Genomic DNA, 16,246 nt, shown 5'->3' on the forward strand with positions numbered 1-16,246 from the left:
CCGCCCATGTTCGCATCCTGCGCCGACCCCGAAACGCTCTCCGGCCTGAGCTGGCTGACCTGCTACCTCACCACGGGCAAGCACATCGCCTTCTACTGGGCCTTCGGCACCGTGCTCTTGCTGCTCGCGGTGACGGCCCCGGTCGCGCTCGCCTTCGGCTTCGGCGGCGCCATGGCCGCGCGCTCGCGCATCGCGCCGCTGTCATGGCTGGGCAAGGGCTATATCGCCGTGGTGCGCGGCGTGCCCGACATCGCCTTCTTTCTGTTCTTCGTGATCGCGCTCGATCAGGGCATCGAATGGCTGCGCCACAAGGCGAAATGCCCCGACTGGGACCAGCCGATCCGCCAGGGCAACGATTTCATCGTCTGCGCCGAGGCCAAGATGCCGCTCTCCTCCTCGGCCCAATGGGTGCACGAGGTCTATGGCTTCTGGCTCGCCGTCTTCACCTTCGCCCTCGTCTTCGGCGCCTTTGCGGCCAACGTGCTCTTCGGCGCGATGCGCGCCGTGCCGCGCGCCCAGACCGAAACCGCCGAAGCCTATGGCATGAGCCGGGCGCAGGTCTTTCGCCGCGTGATCGTGCCGCAGATGTGGGTCTATGCCCTGCCCGGCCTGTCGAACCTGTGGATGGTGCTGATCAAGGCCTCGCCGCTGCTGTTCCTCTTGGGCGTCGAGGACATCGTCTACTGGGCGCGCGAGCTCGGCTCCACCAAGACGCCGCAATTCACCGCATACCCGCATGGCGACTGGCGGATGTGGTACTTCCTGTTCCTGCTGGTCTTCTATCTCGGCTTCACCCGCATCTCCGAGATCGTGCTCGACCGGATCATGCGGCGCCTGACCCATGGGCAGGCGACGCTGGGAAGCCACAAGCGCACCGGCCCCGTCGGCATGAGCAAGGCAGGCCCGCCATGAGCTGCTACGAAACCCTCATGGATTACGGGCTGCGCTCGCTCGGCTATGGCGAGCGGCTGCTGCCGCGTTCGGATTTCACCCTGTGCCAGCAATTCGTGCTGATCGGCTCTGGCATGATCTGGAACATCTATTTCGGCCTCGTGGCGCTGCTTTCGGGCTTTGCGCTCGCCACCGCGCTGGCGGTCGGCAAGGCGGCGTCCTCGCCATGGTTCCGCAAGCCCGCCGAATGGGTGATCTTCATCTTCCGCGGCTCGCCGCTCTTCATCCAGTTCTTCTTCGCCTATTTCCTGTTTCTCTCGCTCAAGGGGCAGGTGCCCGCCTTCGACGCGCTGACCTCGGCCTGGCTCGGCGCGGCGCTGGTGCTGTTTCTCAACACCGCCGCCTATTCGGGCGAGATCTTCTACGGCGCGCTGATGTCGGTGCCGCGCGGCGAGGTCGAGGCGGCGGATGCCTATGGGCTTTCGGGCTGGGCCAAGTTCCGCCGCGTGGTCTGGCCGACGACGCTGCGCCTTGCCTGGCCCGCCTATACCAACGAGGCGATCTTCCTGTTTCACGCCACCACGCTGGTGTTCTTCTCGGGCTTTCCGGCCTCGCGGCAAAAGGGCGACGCGCTCTACTACGCCTCCTATTTCGCCGACAAGACCTTCAACCCCTTCGTCCCCTACCCGATCCTCGCGGGCTATTTCGTGCTGCTGACGCTGGTGGTGATCGCGGTGATGGGGCTGATCGGCAAGCGGCTCAACCGGCACCTGCCAAACGCCGCGCCGACCCGCGCCAAAGGCTTTGGAATGCTGATGCGCTGAGCCCCGCTTGCCCCGGCCCGCGACGCGGTCTAGCTTTCGGGGAAATCCCACAGGACGGTGCTTCATGCAGATCGGCATACTCGAGACCGGCCACGCGCCAGACGTGCTGCGCCCGGAACTTGGCGACTATTCGGACCTGTTCGAGCGGCTGCTCGACGGGCATGGCTTCGCCTTTCGCCGCTACGACGTGGAGGCGATGGTCCTTCCGCAGGACATCGACGAATGCGACGGCTGGCTCATCACCGGCTCCAAGCACGGCGCCTATGAGGATCACGCCTTCATCGCGCCGCTGGAAAAGCTGATCCGCGAGATCCACGCAGCGAAGATGCCGCTGGTCGGCGTCTGCTTCGGCCACCAGATCATCGCGCAGGCGCTGGGCGGCCGGGTCGAGAAATTCGCGGGCGGCTGGTCGATCGGCCGCCAGCCCTATCACTTCGAGGGCCGCGAGATCGCGCTCAATGCCTGGCACCAGGATCAGGTGGTGGAGCGCCCCGAGGGCGCGCGCATTATCGCCTCGAACGATTTTTGCGCCCATGCGGGGCTCGCTTGGGGCGATCACACCTTCACCATCCAGCCGCATCCCGAATTCGGCGCGCGCTTCATCGAGGGGCTCGCCACCACCCGCGCCATCGGCGTGGTGCCGCAAGAGCAGATCGACCACGCGCTCGCCAATCTCGACAAGCCGGTGGATGCCGATGTTCTGGCCGAGCGCATGGCCCGTGTCCTGAAGGGGGCCGCATGAGCTGGATCGACGAGATCCCCGAAGCCGCCCGCCTCTATCTCGATCAGCACCGCCTCGACGAGGTGGAATGCGTGATCGCCGACCTGCCGGGCATCGCCCGCGGCAAGGCGGTCCCGGCGGCGAAATGGGAAAAGCAGCAGTTCTTCCACCTGCCCAACTCGATCTTTTTCCAGACGATCACCGGCGATTGGGGCGAGGCGGCGGGACCCGAGGGCTTCGTCGAGCCCGACATGGTCCTCAAGCCCGATCTGGCGACGACGACCGCCGCCCCATGGGCCGCCGACGGCACGCTGCAGGTGATCCACGACGCTTATGACCAGAAGGGCCGCCCCGTGGGCTGCTCGCCGCGCAACGTGCTCAAGCGCGTGGTCGATCTCTACAAGGCCGAAGGCTGGACCCCCGTGGTCGCGCCCGAGATGGAATTCTACCTCGTCGGGCGCAACACCGACCCCGCCAAGGCGATCGAGCCGATGCTGGGCCGCACCGGGCGGCCCGCGGCGGCGCGGCAGGCCTATTCGATGACGGCGGTGGACGAATACGGCCCCGTGATCGACGACATCTACGAATACGCCGAGATACAGGGCTTCGAGATCGACGGCATCACGCAGGAGGGCGGCGCGGGCCAGCTCGAGATCAACCTGCGGCATGGCGACCCGGTGAAGCTCGCCGACGAGGTGTTCTACTTCAAGCGGCTCATTCGCGAGGCGGCGCTCAAGCATGACTGCTTCGCCACCTTCATGGCCAAGCCGATCGAGGGCGAGCCGGGCTCGGCGATGCATGTCCATCACTCGATCATCGACGCCAAGGGCCGCAATCTCTTCACCGGCCCGCAGGGCGGCGAGACCGACGCCTTCTTCAACTTCATCGGCGGGCTGCAGGAGCACATGCCGAGCGTGATCGCGATGTTCGCGCCTTACGTGAACTCCTTTCGCCGCTACGTGCGCGACCACGCCGCGCCCATCAACCTCGAATGGGGCCGCGACAACCGCACCACCGGCATCCGCGTGCCGATCTCGCCGCCGCAGGCGCGGCGGGTCGAGAACCGCCTCGCCGGCATGGACTGCAACCCGTATCTGTGCATCGCCGCCTCGCTGGCCTGCGGATACTTGGGCATGAAGAACGAGATCTGGCCCGACAAGCGCTACCGCGGCGACGCCTACGAGGCCGAGGACGAGATCCCGCAGGGGCTTTATGCCGCGCTCGACCTGTTCGACGGGGCCAAGGAGCTGCACGAGGTGCTGGGGCCGGAATTCGTGCGCGTCTACTCGATCGTCAAGCGCGCGGAATACAACGAGTTCCTGCAGGTCATCAGCCCGTGGGAGCGCCAGCACCTGCTCTTGAACGTATGAACCCGCTCTACCGCAACGATGCGCCCGGGCGGATGCCGCGCAGCTGGTACGCCGCCACCGCCGAGCCCGCCGCCGACCGCGCGGCCTTGGAGGCCGACCGCCGCTGCGACCTTGCCATCGTCGGCGCGGGCTTCACCGGGCTCTGGGCCGCGCTGACGGCGGCGCGGGCGGGGCTCGACGTGGTCGTGCTCGACGCGCATCGCGCAGGCTTCGGCGCGTCGGGGCGCAATGGCGGGCAGGTCGGCTCGGGCTTCAACAAGGGGCAGCGCTGGCTTGAAGAAAAGCTCGGGGACGGCCCGGCCCGGCAGCTTTGGGACATCGCCGAGGAGGCCAAGCGCCAGCTGCGCGACTTCTGCGAAAGCCACGCGCCCGAGGCGCGCTACCTGCCCGGCGTGGTGCATGGTGCCTATACGGGGCGCGAGGCGGCGGATGACCGGGCCGAGGCCGAGCACCTCTCGCGCGCCTATGGCTACGATGCGATCCGCCCGTTGAGCCGCTCTGGCATCCGAGACATCGTCAGGACCGAGGCCTATCACGGCGGGCTTCTCGACGAAGGCGCGGGCCACCTCCACCCGCTGCGCTACGCCCGCGCGCTGGCGCGCGAGGCCGAAAAGGCGGGCGCCACGATCCACGAGCTGACCGAGGTGACGCGGGTGGAACGCGGCACGCCCGCCACGCTGCACACGCCCAAGGCCCGCGTCACCGCCGATCACGTGATCCTCGCGGGCAACGGCTACCTGCCCGGCATCATGCCCGAAGTGGCGGCGCGGGTGATGCCGATCAACAGCTTCATCGCCGCGACCGAACCCCTGGGCGATCGCTGGCGCGAAGTGTTGACCCGCGACATCGCCATCGCCGATTCGCGCTTCGTGGTGAACTACTACCGCATGACCGAGGACCGCCGCTTTCTCTTCGGCGGGCGCGAGAGCTACGGCATCGGCTTTCCCACCGACATCACCACCGCGCTGCGCGCCCGGATGGAGAGCCTGTTCCCGCAGCTTTCCGACACCCGGATCGAGCATGTCTGGGGCGGCACGCTCGGCATCACCATGTCGCGCCTGCCGAGCCTGCAGCGCATCGGGCCCAACATCCTGTCGGGCGCGGGCTTCTCGGGGCATGGCGTGGCGCTGTCGGGCATGGCGGGGCGGGTCATGGCCGAGGCGGTGGCAGGGCAGGCCGGGCGATTCGACACCTTCTCCGCCCTGCCCGTCCCGGCCTTTCCGGGCGGCGCGCGTTACCGCGCGCCTCTGCTGACGCTGGCGATGACGTGGTTCTCGCTGCGCGACCGGCTCGGGATCTAGCCGCTGGCCATGCCCGCAAGCATCGCGCCGAGCGCCACGAGATGGATCAGCATGATCGCCCGGTCGTTCCAGATGAACCCCATGGCGAGCCAGCCGACCACCCCGCCGAGAAACAGGTAGAGGTTCAGCGGCGTGACGCCGAAGGCGGTCGCGGCATAGCCCGCGATCTGGATCACCGATGCGATCCATTTCACCGCGAAGGCAAAGCGCGGATCGCGCCAGAACGAGGGGCGCGAACAGGCACCGGGCAGGGTGCAGTCGATATTTTCTACCGTCATGATGCTCTCTCGAATGGCATGTCCGGGCCGATCCTGGGGCGGCCCGTTGTCATGGCAGGTAATCGCGTTAGGCTGTGGTGACGAGCCAGAAGCACTACAGCCTGTCAGTAGAAAAACTATCATGTCCCGCCGCACCGCCCTGCCCCCGCTCAATGCCCTGCGCGCCTTCGAGGCGGCGGGCCGGCACCTCACCTTCCGCGCCGCCGCCGATGAGCTCGGCGTCACCCAGGGCGCGGTGGCACAGCATGTGCGGGGGCTCGAGGCGCAGCTCGGGCTGCGGATGTTCTTGCGCGAGGCGCGCGGCCTGTCGCTGACCGAGGAGGGGCGCGGCTACCACGCCGCCGTCTCGCAGGCCTTCGCGCAGCTGTCGGAGGCGACGGCGCGGCTCAGGCCCGCGCCGGGGCATGTCACCATCTCGGTGACGCCGACCTTCGCCTCCAAATGGCTGATCCCGCGCCTGCCCGGCTTCGGCGCGGCGCATCCCGAGATCGACCTCAGGGTGATGGCCACCGAGCGGGTGACGAGCTTTCATTCCGACGGGATCGACCTCGCCGTGCGGCAGGGCGAGCCGCCCTTCGGCGCCAGCATCCGCGCCGACCCGCTGTTTCGGCAGGAGATCCTCGCCGTCTGCGCCCCCGACCCGGCCCCCGATCCCATCTCGGGTCTGACCCCGCCCTTCGGCCCCGAGGCCCTGCCCCGCCTCACGCTCCTGCACGACACGCATGACCTCTGGCCGCGCTACCTGCGCGAGGCCTTTCCGGGCATCCGCGCGGCGCGGGCCCGGGGCATCCGTTTCAGCCAGACGACGCTGGGGCTCGACGCGGCGCTGGCGGGACAGGGGGTGGCGCTGGCGAGCCGGTTTCTCGTGAACCGGGATCTCGCCGCCGGGCGGCTGGTGCAGGCGATGGAATACGTGCTCAGGGGGCGGCGCGATTTCTATCTTCTGGCCTCGCGCAGCCGCATGTCGCCCGCCACCGCGGCGGCGCGCGACTGGCTGCTGGCGCAGGCCGATCCGCAATGAGCCTGCAACGAAAAAGGCCGCGCCCCTTTCGGGACGCGGCCTTCCGGAATTCCGTCGGAACGGCTCAGATCACTTGATCTTGCCTTCCTTGTACTCGACATGCTCGCGCTTGACGGGGTCGTACTTCCGCACGACCATCTTCTCGGTCATGGTGCGGGCGTTCTTCTTGGTCACGTAGAAGTGGCCGGTCCCCGCGGTCGAGTTCAGGCGGATCTTGATCGTCGTCGGCTTCGCCATGGTCGTCTCTCCTGCTCGCGGGGCGTGCGCGTTGACGGCGCCCGCGTGAATACGTCTGAGCCCCGGCTTTTAACCGCGCGCGAGGCGCTGTCAACCGGGAAACGGGCCGGGATGGCCCGAGGGTAATCTGCGCGGATGGCCTGTAAGCCGGATTCTGTTCCGGGGTCGCCCCCGGCGATGACCATTCATCTCGACGCGCTGTTGCCAACGCGCCTGAAGCTGCCAACCCGGACCTCTCGGGGTCAGGCGTCCCTGCGGCGATATCCGGCGAACCGGATCAGCACCCGCGCGAGGTCCCTATTTGGCATTGCTCCCGGTGGGGCTTGCCGTGCCGGTCCGGTTGCCCGTCCCGCGGTGGGCTCTTACCCCACCGTTTCACCCTGACCCGGACATGCCGGGCGGACTGTTCTCTGTGGCGCTTTCCCTCGGGTTGCCCCGGCCGGGCGTTACCCGGCACCGTGCCTTGTGGAGTCCGGACTTTCCTCGAACCTTACGGCCCGCGGCCATCCGGCCATCCGCGCCTTGCGGACCTAAGCCGCGGGGGCGTGGCGGTCAACGGGAAAGCGATGGGCGAGATCGGCGATGAGCGCCATGTCGGTCGAATCGACCGGGCCCGTCGCATGGGGACGGAACCGCAGGCGGAACGCGGCGAGACGCTCGGCATGGGTGACGTCGGCGGTGTAGCCGAAGGCCCGCGCGAGATCGTCGAAGCGCTGCTCGGACGGGGCCGCGCTTTGCCCCGCTTCGGGCCAGACCGAGAGCCCGTGCCGCGCCAGCCGCTTCCAGTCGAATCGCGGGCCGGGATCGTCCTTGCGCCCCGGTGCCATGTCGGAATGGCCGATCACCCGCTCGGGGCGAATGGCCCAGCGCTTCATGATGCCGGCAAGCAATGCCTCCAGCGCCGCCATCTGCGGCCCGGCAAAGGGGTGGTCGCCGCGATTGTAGAGCTCGATCCCGATGGAGCGCGAGTTCACGTCATCGACCTCGCCCCAGCGGCCCGCGCCCGCATGCCATGCGCGCAGCTCCTCGGGCACCAGCGCGGTGACCTTGCCCGTCCCGGAGATCAGCCAATGCGCCGAAACCTCGGCCTGCGCGTCGCACAGCCGCGCCAGCGCTTCGTCGTGGCTCTGCATGGCGGTGAAGTGGATCACCACGAGATCGGGCCGCGCGCCAAGCCGCCGCGGCCCGTGATTCGGCGAGAGCGCCACCTGCCCTAGCGGCCCACCGCCGCGAGGAACGGCGCCGGGTCCCAGCCGCAGGCGAAGCCGTCGCCATCGGGGTCGATGCCGCGCGGATCGCGCTCGGGGCCGCCACGGGCGAGGAAATCGCGCTGCGCCTCGTCGGGCGAGCGGTAGGAGGCGCAATTGCGCTCGAACCGGCCACCCATCGTGCCGAGGATGAAGCGCGAATACCATTCCTGCCCGCGCTTGTTCGGGGCGTTGAGCGCGTATTCGACGATGTTGGGCCCGGTGTCGCCCGCGCGCTGCGGCAGCGCGGTGGGCTGGACCACCTGATAGGCCGCGGCCTGCTCGGCCCGGCGCGCGGCGTCCGATTCGATCGTCTCGCGGTTGGCGACCGCCTCGAAGCTCTGCTCGTCGGAGATCGCGGCACCGCCAGCGACAGATGGCGCGGCATTGGTCGGGCTCGCCTGCACGCCGCCGCGGCGCTCCACGTCGATGCCCGCCGCCGACAGATCGGAGCCGGAGATGGCATTGGACGCGGGCGCGGTCGCGCCGAAGCTCGGGGCGGTGGCCCGCCCGGTGAGCTGCGCCTCGCGTTCGGCGCGGGCGGCGGCGAGGCCGCTGTCGGGCACCGGCGCCGCGCAGGCCGAAAGGACCATGGCGGCGCCCGCGAAGGCGGCGAGGTTCAAGCGAGAGGCAAGCGGTTTCACGGCGACACTCCGGGCCCTGATCTGTTCGACTGCGGGCGTTACCACCATTTCTCGGGCTTGGAAACGAAGCCCGCCGCCTGCTCCAGCGCATAGGCGGTGTTGAGCAGATCGCCTTCTTCCCAGGGCCGACCGATCAGTTGCAGCCCCAGCGGCAGCCCCTTGTGATCGAGCCCGGCGGGCACCGAGATCCCCGGCAGACCGGCGAGGTTCACCGTCACGGTGAAGACGTCGTTGAGATACATCTGCACCGGGTCGGCGTCCTTCATCGCGCCAAGGCCAAAGGCCGAGGAGGGCGTCGCGGGCGTCAGGATCGCGTCGACCCCTTCGGCGAAGACCTGGTCGAAGTCGCGCTTGATCAGCGCGCGGACCTTGCGGGCGCGGTTGTAATAGGCGTCGTAGAAGCCCGCCGAGAGCACATAGGTGCCGACCATGATCCGGCGCTGCACCTCCGGGCCGAAGCCCTCGGCGCGGGTCTTCTCGTACATCTCGGTAATGCCGTCGCCCTGCGCCAGCTTGGCGCGGTGGCCAAAGCGCACGCCGTCATAGCGGGCGAGGTTCGACGAGGCCTCGGCGGGCGCGATCACGTAATAGGCGGGCAGCGCATACTTGGTGTGCGGCAGCGAGATGTCGCGAATGAGCGCGCCGGCGTCGCGCAGCATCTCGGTGCCGCGGGTCCAGAGCGCCTCGATCTCGCCGGGCATGCCGTCGACATGGTATTCGCGCGGGATGCCGATCACCTTGCCGCGGATGTCGCCGGTCAGCATCGCCTCGAAATCGGGGACCGCGATGTCGGCGGAGGTCGAATCCTTGGGGTCATGCCCCGACATGGCGCGCAGCATGATCGCCGCGTCGCGCACGTCGCGGGTCATCGGCCCGGCCTGATCGAGCGAGGAGGCGAAGGCGATGATGCCGAAGCGCGAGCAGCGGCCATAGGTCGGCTTGATGCCGGTGATGCCGGTGAAGGCGGCAGGCTGGCGGATCGAGCCGCCGGTGTCGGTGCCGGTGGCGCCGAGGCAGAGATCGGCCGCCACGGCGGCGGCCGAGCCGCCCGAGGAGCCGCCGGGCGTCAGGTCGACGCCGTCCTCGCCGCGCCACGGGTTCACCGCAGCACCGTAAGCCGAGGTCTCGTTCGACGAGCCCATGGCGAACTCGTCCATGTTGAGCTTGCCGAGCATCACCGCGCCGTCGCGGAAGAGCTGGGTGGTGACGGTGGATTCGTATTGCGGTTTGAAGCCGTCGAGGATGCGGCTCGCCGCCTGGCTCGCCGTGCCTTCGGTGCAGAACAGGTCCTTGATCCCGAGCGGGATGCCGCACAGATCGGGCGCGTCGCCGGCCTTGAGGCGCGCATCGGCGGCCTCGGCCTGGCGGGCCGCGATCTCGGGCGTCTTGTGGGCATAGGCGTTGAGCTTGTCGCCCCCGTCGACGGCGGCGTTGAGCGCGTCGGTCAGCTCGGTGGAGGTGATCTCGCCGCGGCGCAGCGCGTCGCGGGCGCCCGCGATGGTCAGCTTGGTCAGTTCGGTCATCGCTCGGCCCCTTATTCCACGACCTTCGGCACCGCGAAGAAGCCCTCGCGCGCGTCGGGCGCGTTGGCGAGCACCTTCTCGGGCTGGCTGCCATCGGTCACCACGTCCTCGCGGCGCTTGAGATGCATCGGCGTGACGCCGGTCATCGGCTCGACGCCCTCGACATCCACCTCCTGCAGCTGCTCGATGAAGCCGAGGATGGTGTTGAATTCGGAGGCGAGCGCGGGCAGCGCCTCGTCCTCGACCCGGATGCGGGCCAGCTTGGCCACCCGCCGGGCGGTGTCGGTGTCGATCGACATGGGGCTCTCCTGTCTGGTCGATCCCGGCTTTAGCCGCCCCGGGGCGGTCCCGCAAGCAGCGCCCGGCGGATCAGCTCGATCATGAGGCCCAGCATCGCAGCGTTGAGGATGTGCCACATGAAATGCGTGCCGATGGGCAGGCGCGCGCAGAGCGTCTCGTCGATCGAGCGGAAGGCCAGCGACAGGCACAACAGCCCCGCGCCCAGCGCCAGCCCCCGCCCCACCATCGGCCAGCGCCGCCACAACAGCGCGGCATAAAGCGCGATCAGGAGCGGCACCGGCCAGTAGAAGGCCGAGACGGCAAAGAAGGGCAGCGCCGCGAAGACCGGGGTGAGCGCCATCGCCCATGGCACGAAACCCGCGGCGCCCAGCGCGGCGGCCCAGGCGCGCCAGCGCCAGAACACCCGGTTGGCGGCATGGACATAGGCGAGGATGAAAAGGCCGATCGGGATCACGTCGGCCAGCATCGCCCAATGGGTGGCGACCGAGTGGAACAGCCCGCTGCCGATGCCGATGGTGAACAGGATCACCGAAAGCGCGCGCGGCAGCCAAAGCCCGCGCGCGCGCCGCCAGCACCAGATCGCGGCAACGAGGAAGGCCGCATTGGAGAGTAAATTGAGCGGCTCGGCCCACAATCCGGGGCCGAGCCTTTCGCAATAGCCGTCGAGCGGGGCCATCCAGTCCATGACCCCGCCTTTGCCCTCAGAGGCCCTTGGAGCGGTAGCTCAGCGCCACCCGGCCGATCGCCACGAGATAGGCGGCGGTGCGCAGGTCGGGCACGTCGTCGCGGTTGTGCCAGATCTCGCGCATCGCCTGGTAGGCCGTGCGCATCGTGTCATCGAGCCCCGAGCGCACCAGCTCCAGCTCGTCATCGCCCTTGAGATAGCGCTCCTTGAAGTTCTTGGAGAGGCTCCAGCCCAGCCCCTCATCGGCCGAGAGCCGCTCCAGCTCGTCGACGATGAGCTGCGCGCGCGCCTCGTCGGCGCGGCGCTCCATCCGGCCAAAGCGGATATGGCTGAGGTTCTTGACCCATTCGAAGTAGGAGACCGTCACGCCGCCGGCGTTGGCATACATGTCGGGAATGATCACGCAGCCCTTGTCGCGCAGGATCTCGTCGGCGCCCGCCGTGACCGGGCCGTTGGCGGCCTCGATGATCAGCGGCGCGCTGATCCGCTCGGCATTGGAGAGGTTGATCGTGCTTTCGAGCGCCGCCGGGATCAGGATGTCGCATTCGGCTTCGAGCAGCTTCGCGCCATCCTCGTGATGGGTGGCGTGCGGAAAGTCGGAGACGCCGCCATGCTTGGCGATCCACTGGTACACCGCCTCGACATCGAGCCCGTTCTCGTCGGTGATCGCGCCGTCGCGCTCGATGATCGCGGTGATCTTCGCGCCGTCCTCCTCGGAGAGGAACTTGGCGGCGTGGTAGCCGACATTGCCGAGGCCCTGCACGATGATGCGCTTGCCCTCGAGCTTGCCCGACAGCCCGGCCTTGGCGACGTCCTCGGGGTGGCGGAAGAACTCGCGCAGCGCGTATTGCACGCCCCGCCCCGTCGCCTCGACCCGGCCATGGATGCCGCCGGCATTGAGCGGCTTGCCGGTGACGCAGGCGCGCGAGTTGATGTCGGTGGTGTTCATCCGCGCGTATTGGTCGGCGATCCAGGCCATTTCGCGCTCGCCGGTGCCCATGTCGGGGGCGGGCACGTTCTGGGAGGGGCTGATCAGGTCGCGCTTGGCCAGCTCATAGGCGAATCGCCGGGTGATCTGTTCGAGCTCGTGCTCGTCCCAGTCGCGCGGGTCGATCCTGAGGCCGCCCTTGGAGCCGCCATAGGGCACCTCCACCAGCGCGCATTTGTAGGTCATCAGCGCCGCCAGCGCCTCGACCTCCTCCTGGTGCACCGAAGGCGCGTAGCGGATGCCGCCCTTCACCGGCTCCATGTGCTCGGAATGCACCGAGCGATAGCCGGTGAAGGTGTGAAGCTGGCCGCGCAGGCGCACGCCGAAGCGCACGGTATAGGTGGCGTTGCAGACCCGGATCTTCTCTTCGAGCCCCGGCGACAGGTCCATCAGCGTCACGGCGCGGTTGAACATCATGTCGACGGAATCGCGAAATCCCGGTTCGGGTTGTGGTTGGTGCTCGGTCATCGCGGCAATTCTCCTTATGCGGCCGGTGCGGCCCGGCGGTCCTCGCCCGATCCTAGGCTCTTGCGGGACAATATCGACCTTCTCATGCCTCTATTGCGCCACGGAAGGCACAATCGGCCCAAGGCAGGCCGCAGTTTGGCCATGGCGCCGTGTTTTGCTGGCCGAAGGTTCCAGAAAGCCCCGCCATGTCAGAGACCCCGCCTTCTCCGCCCCACGCCCCGTCCGGCATCGGACGCAACGAGGATGGCTCGATCGTCATCTTCTCGCTCTTCGCCTTCGTGATCATGCTCGCGCTCGGGGGCCTGGGGATCGACACCATGCGCACCGAAGCCCGGCGCGTCGACCTGCAATCCACGCTCGACCGGGCGGTGCTGGCGGCGGCAGATTTGCAGCAGACGCGCGACCCCGAGGCGGTGGTGCGCGACTATTTCGCCAAGGCCGGCTACCCGGCCGATCTGCCACGGGTCACGGTGACCGACGCGCTGAATGCGCGCACGGTGCGCGCCAGCGCCAGCCTGCCCGTCTCCACCAGCTTCCTGCGGATCATCGGCATCGACAGCTTCGACGCCCCGGCCGTCGGCTCGGCCACCGAATCGGTCTCGGATGTCGAGATCGGCCTCGTGCTCGACGTCTCGGGCTCGATGAATGACAACCACCGCCTTCCCCGCCTCAAGACCGCGGGCAAGGAATTCATCGACACCATGTTCGAGAACGTCGAGCCCGAGCATATCGCGATCTCGCTGGTGCCCTATTCGACCCAGGTCAATATCGGCGCCGACCTCGCCGCGGCGGCCGGTGTCGTGACCTCGCATGATCGCAGCTATTGCCTCGACGTGCCGGCAAGCGCCTATGCCACCACCCGCGTCTCGACCGGCAGGCCGGTCCAGGCCGGGCATTTCGACGTCGAGGGGTTCTCCCCCACCGCTTCGGAAAACTGGATCGGCAACTATTCGCAGATGAGCGCGGATACCCCGAATTGCCGCGACACGTCGGACTTCGAGGTCCTGGCCTGGTCCAACGACAGACGGACCCTCAAGCGCCGGATCAACGCGCTCACCGCCCGGGGCTGGACCTCGATCGAGATGGGGGTGAACCTGGGCACGGCGCTGCTCGATCCCACGGCCGGCCGGGCGCTGAGCAACATGATCGATCGCCGCAAGGTCGACCCCAACCTTTCCGGCTGGCCGCGCGATTTCGACAGCCCCGTGGGCATGAAGGTCCTGGTGGTGATGACCGACGGGGCGAACACCTATGATTTCCGCATCAAGCCGCCCTATAACGGCGACACGCCCTCGGATGTCTGGCTCTACGGCTCCGACGAATATGTCGTGAAGATCGATCGCAACACCTATTTCCGTGCCAAGACGCGCGACTGGCTGGACGCGCTGCCGCGTGGCGGCACCCGGCTGAGCTGGTCGGATCTCTTTTCCCGGATGAGCGTGCGCCAGCACGCCTATCACCTGCGGGTGCAGCAGCACGGCTCCTGGTGGAAGCGGAGGGAGGCCTGGACCCAATGGACCTCGATCATCGAGCACGAGGAGATCGACGAGAAGAACCGCCGGCTGAGCCAGATCTGCGCCGCCGCGCGGGCGCAGGGCGTCGTCATCTTCACCATCGGCTTCGAGATCGACCAGCACGGCGCGGTCGAGGCCATGGCCGATTGCGCCTCCTCGCCCTCGCATTTCTACCGCGTCGAGGGGCTGCAGATCAGCTCGGCCTTCACCTCGATCGCGACCCAGATCAAGGCGCTGAGGCTGGTGCAATGAGCGCCCTCGCCGCCCTCCTCTCGCGCCTGTCGCGGGCCCGCGACGGCTCGGCCTCGGTCGAGTTCGTGATGATCATGCCGCTGCTGCTGCTGCTGATCATGTCGAGCTTCGAGCTGGGCATGGTGACCTTGCGGCAGGTGATGCTCGATCGCGGGATCGAGCTGACGGTGCGCGACGTGCGGCTGGGCAATCTCGTTCCGGTGACGCATGACACCGTCAGCGCGGCGATCTGCGACCATGCGCTGATCCTGCCCGATTGCCCCCGCGACCTGCGGCTCGAGATGATGCCGCTCGATCCGCGCGCCTGGGTCGCGCCGCCGGGCACGGCCGATTGCGTCGACCGCGCCGACGACACGATCCCGCTGCGCCGCTTCACCGCCGGGGTCCAGAACCAGCTGATGCTGCTGCGCGCCTGCTCGCTGTTCGACCCCTATTTCCCGACCTCGGGCCTCGGCGCGACGCTGCCGCGCCAGTCGGAGGGCGCCTATGCGCTCGTCTCCTCCAGCGCCTTCGTGATCGAGCCATGAGCGCGCCGCAGCGATACCTCGCCGGGCTGGCGCGCCGGCTGCGCCGCCACCAGGGCGGCGCGATGATCGTCGAGCTGGTGATCATGCTGCCGCTGCTCTTGTGGTGCTTCACCGCGACATGGGTTTTCTTCGATGCCTACCGCACCAAGGCGGTGAATGCGCGCGCGGCCTATACCATCGGCGACGCGCTGAGCCGCGAGACCGGCTACGTGACCCCCGACTACCTGCTCAGCCTCAAGACCTTGCAGGATTTTCTGGTGAACGGCCGGCCGAGCCGGCTCCGGGTCAGCGTGATCGGCTTCGACCCGCTGCGCGATCGGTACGAGGTCCGCTGGTCGATTCCGACCGGCATCGGGCTCGAGCTGCTCGACAACCGCGCGCTGCAAGGGATGCGCGACCGGCTGCCCGAGATCCCCGAGGGCGAGATCGTCACGCTGGTCGAAAGCTGGATCGACTACACGCCGCTCTTCGATGTCGGCCTCGCGCCCTTCACCTTCGAAGAGGCGGCGGTGACCCGGCCGCGCTTTGCCGGGCAGCTGTGCTCCAACATCAACGCGCTCGCCGGTCCGGCCACGGCGATCTGCTAGGGGATCGGCGCGGCCCTGTCGGCGAGCCGAAGCTCGATCGCCTCGGCCATGGCGCGGGTTTCGCGCGCCGGGGTGACGCCGCCGACGCCCAAGCGGTGGCCGAGCCGCCACCACATGCCCGGCTGCCAGGCGCGCGCGCCGGGCCGGGCCAGCCGCAGGGTGAAGCCGTTGGACGGGCGCAGCGAGAAGCTGCTCCGCTCGATGCCGACGATGTCGTCCCAGCGCGCGAGCACCCGGCCCGCGCTGTCGACCAGCCCGGTCTCGTCGAGGCACAGCGCCCGTCGCGTGGCCCGGCGCAGCATCTCGCCCGCCGCCATGCCGCCCAGACCCAGCGCCAGCAGCGCCACCGACCACAAGAGCCCCGGCACATCCGCCAGCGCGGTATAGACCGCCACCCCCCCAAAGCCGTAGAGCACGCCGACGGCCATCGCCCGGCGCGCCTGCGCCGCCCGCAACTCGATCCTCATGCCTGCCATCCCCCCGCTGCCTTCGGGTCCGGGCATAGCCCGGTGCCGCCGCCCCGTCACCCCTCTCGCGGGGCGGGGGGCGGCCGCTGCGGCTCGCGCCTTGTCCGGCGCCCCCGCCCCGGGCTAGAACGGCGTCACCCAAGCCCCGGACCCCAGATGCCCCCTCTCCTGTCCCGCGCCGCGCTCCTCCTTCTGCTGGCGGGATGCACCCAGTTTCCCCAGATCGACGCCCGCATCCCCGCCTCCGAGCGCGCGGGCCCCGCGCCGCGGCTGATCCCGCTGCAGCCGCTACTGGCGCGCGCCGATGCCGCGGCGCAAGACAGCCGCGTCTCGGCCGAGGCCGGGGCCCGGCTCGAGGCCCGCGCCGCCGCGCTTTCCGCGCGCCCGGCCCCGGCAGCACC

Annotated in this window: 19 protein-coding genes and 1 other RNA gene; 10 read left to right on the plus strand and 10 right to left on the minus strand. The window is 68.8% G+C overall.

The features are described from left to right. Window positions 1-6 precede the first annotated feature (6 nt). The 5 genes from CJ301_RS13945 (at window position 7) to CJ301_RS13965 (ending at window position 5,107) form a co-directional block, all read left to right on the plus strand. Window positions 7-912, plus strand: coding sequence for an ABC transporter permease (locus CJ301_RS13945; RefSeq protein ID WP_099277996.1), 906 nt, complete (start codon window positions 7-9; stop codon window positions 910-912). Next, a complete protein-coding gene (locus tag CJ301_RS13950; protein WP_099277997.1) occupies window positions 909-1,715 on the plus strand; it encodes an ABC transporter permease in 807 nt (268 codons plus the stop codon). The genes CJ301_RS13945 and CJ301_RS13950 overlap by 4 nt, the downstream gene beginning before the upstream one ends. Before the next feature lie 64 nt (window positions 1,716-1,779). Then, window positions 1,780-2,457, plus strand: coding sequence for a type 1 glutamine amidotransferase (locus CJ301_RS13955; RefSeq protein ID WP_099277998.1), 678 nt, complete (start codon window positions 1,780-1,782; stop codon window positions 2,455-2,457). Further along, window positions 2,454-3,806: a glutamine synthetase family protein gene (locus CJ301_RS13960; RefSeq protein WP_099277999.1), complete on the plus strand. Its 1,353-nt coding sequence runs from the start codon at window positions 2,454-2,456 to the stop codon at window positions 3,804-3,806. The genes CJ301_RS13955 and CJ301_RS13960 overlap by 4 nt, the downstream gene beginning before the upstream one ends. After that, window positions 3,803-5,107 (plus strand): NAD(P)/FAD-dependent oxidoreductase, encoded by a 1,305-nt coding sequence (locus CJ301_RS13965; RefSeq protein ID WP_099278000.1) that lies wholly within the window; start codon window positions 3,803-3,805, stop codon window positions 5,105-5,107. The genes CJ301_RS13960 and CJ301_RS13965 overlap by 4 nt, the downstream gene beginning before the upstream one ends. Here CJ301_RS13965 and CJ301_RS13970 read toward each other — a convergent pair. After that, window positions 5,104-5,385, minus strand: coding sequence for a DUF6552 family protein (locus CJ301_RS13970; protein WP_173812367.1), 282 nt, complete (start codon window positions 5,383-5,385; stop codon window positions 5,104-5,106). The two genes, CJ301_RS13965 and CJ301_RS13970, sit on opposite strands and share 4 nt — an antisense overlap. Window positions 5,386-5,506: 121 nt before the next feature. Here CJ301_RS13970 and CJ301_RS13975 point away from each other — a divergent pair, with 121 nt between their 5' ends. Continuing rightward, on the plus strand, window positions 5,507-6,406 hold the full coding sequence (locus CJ301_RS13975) for a LysR substrate-binding domain-containing protein (RefSeq protein WP_099278001.1): 900 nt from the start codon (window positions 5,507-5,509) through the stop codon (window positions 6,404-6,406). Window positions 6,407-6,475: 69 nt separating this feature from the next. On the opposite strand, the gene rpmG is transcribed toward CJ301_RS13975, so the two are convergent. The 8 genes from rpmG to CJ301_RS14015 form a co-directional block, all read right to left on the minus strand. Beyond that, window positions 6,476-6,643, minus strand: coding sequence for a 50S ribosomal protein L33 (gene rpmG / locus CJ301_RS13980; RefSeq protein WP_017928995.1), 168 nt, complete (start codon window positions 6,641-6,643; stop codon window positions 6,476-6,478). A gap of 127 nt (window positions 6,644-6,770) precedes the next feature. Beyond that, window positions 6,771-7,162: RNase P RNA component class A (gene rnpB / locus CJ301_RS13985), an RNA gene on the minus strand. An 11-nt stretch (window positions 7,163-7,173) separates the two neighbouring features. Next, entirely contained in the window at window positions 7,174-7,851 is a 678-nt protein-coding gene (locus CJ301_RS13990; protein ID WP_099278002.1) for an N-acetylmuramoyl-L-alanine amidase, read from the minus strand. A 5-nt stretch (window positions 7,852-7,856) separates the two neighbouring features. Continuing rightward, window positions 7,857-8,483: a hypothetical protein gene (locus CJ301_RS13995; RefSeq protein ID WP_437438422.1), complete on the minus strand. Its 627-nt coding sequence runs from the start codon at window positions 8,481-8,483 to the stop codon at window positions 7,857-7,859. An 89-nt stretch (window positions 8,484-8,572) separates the two neighbouring features. After that, the gene (gatA, locus tag CJ301_RS14000; protein ID WP_099278004.1) at window positions 8,573-10,057 is read right to left on the minus strand and encodes an Asp-tRNA(Asn)/Glu-tRNA(Gln) amidotransferase subunit GatA; all 1,485 of its coding nucleotides are present in this window, start codon (window positions 10,055-10,057) and stop codon (window positions 8,573-8,575) included. Window positions 10,058-10,068: 11 nt separating this feature from the next. Then, on the minus strand, window positions 10,069-10,356 hold the full coding sequence (gene gatC / locus CJ301_RS14005; protein ID WP_099278005.1) for an Asp-tRNA(Asn)/Glu-tRNA(Gln) amidotransferase subunit GatC: 288 nt from the start codon (window positions 10,354-10,356) through the stop codon (window positions 10,069-10,071). 29 nt (window positions 10,357-10,385) lie between these two features. Further along, window positions 10,386-11,042: a hypothetical protein gene (locus CJ301_RS14010; protein ID WP_099278006.1), complete on the minus strand. Its 657-nt coding sequence runs from the start codon at window positions 11,040-11,042 to the stop codon at window positions 10,386-10,388. Window positions 11,043-11,058: 16 nt separating this feature from the next. After that, complete coding sequence (locus CJ301_RS14015; RefSeq protein WP_099278007.1) at window positions 11,059-12,498, minus strand: Glu/Leu/Phe/Val family dehydrogenase; 1,440 nt, start codon at window positions 12,496-12,498, stop codon at window positions 11,059-11,061. Between the two features lie 185 nt (window positions 12,499-12,683). Here CJ301_RS14015 and CJ301_RS14020 point away from each other — a divergent pair, with 185 nt between their 5' ends. Genes CJ301_RS14020 through CJ301_RS14030 form a run of 3 tightly spaced genes read left to right on the plus strand, consistent with a single transcriptional unit; the run spans window position 12,684 to window position 15,378 of the window. After that, window positions 12,684-14,264: a Tad domain-containing protein gene (locus CJ301_RS14020; RefSeq protein ID WP_099278008.1), complete on the plus strand. Its 1,581-nt coding sequence runs from the start codon at window positions 12,684-12,686 to the stop codon at window positions 14,262-14,264. Beyond that, the gene (locus tag CJ301_RS14025; protein WP_099278009.1) at window positions 14,261-14,791 is read left to right on the plus strand and encodes a TadE/TadG family type IV pilus assembly protein; all 531 of its coding nucleotides are present in this window, start codon (window positions 14,261-14,263) and stop codon (window positions 14,789-14,791) included. The genes CJ301_RS14020 and CJ301_RS14025 overlap by 4 nt, the downstream gene beginning before the upstream one ends. Further along, window positions 14,788-15,378, plus strand: a complete 591-nt coding sequence (locus CJ301_RS14030) for a TadE/TadG family type IV pilus assembly protein (RefSeq protein ID WP_099278010.1) — start codon at window positions 14,788-14,790, stop codon at window positions 15,376-15,378. Before CJ301_RS14025 ends, CJ301_RS14030 begins: the two co-directional genes overlap by 4 nt. Here CJ301_RS14030 and CJ301_RS14035 read toward each other — a convergent pair. Continuing rightward, window positions 15,375-15,845, minus strand: coding sequence for a hypothetical protein (locus CJ301_RS14035; RefSeq protein WP_099278011.1), 471 nt, complete (start codon window positions 15,843-15,845; stop codon window positions 15,375-15,377). The genes CJ301_RS14030 and CJ301_RS14035 overlap by 4 nt on opposite strands. A 156-nt stretch (window positions 15,846-16,001) precedes the next feature. Here CJ301_RS14035 and CJ301_RS14040 point away from each other — a divergent pair. Next, a partial coding sequence (locus CJ301_RS14040; protein ID WP_099278012.1) for a hypothetical protein occupies window positions 16,002-16,246 on the plus strand: 245 nt, incomplete at its 3' end.

Origin of the sequence: Limimaricola cinnabarinus, from assembly GCF_002723615.1 — a bacterium.
Classification (GTDB): domain Bacteria; phylum Pseudomonadota; class Alphaproteobacteria; order Rhodobacterales; family Rhodobacteraceae; genus Limimaricola; species Limimaricola cinnabarinus_B.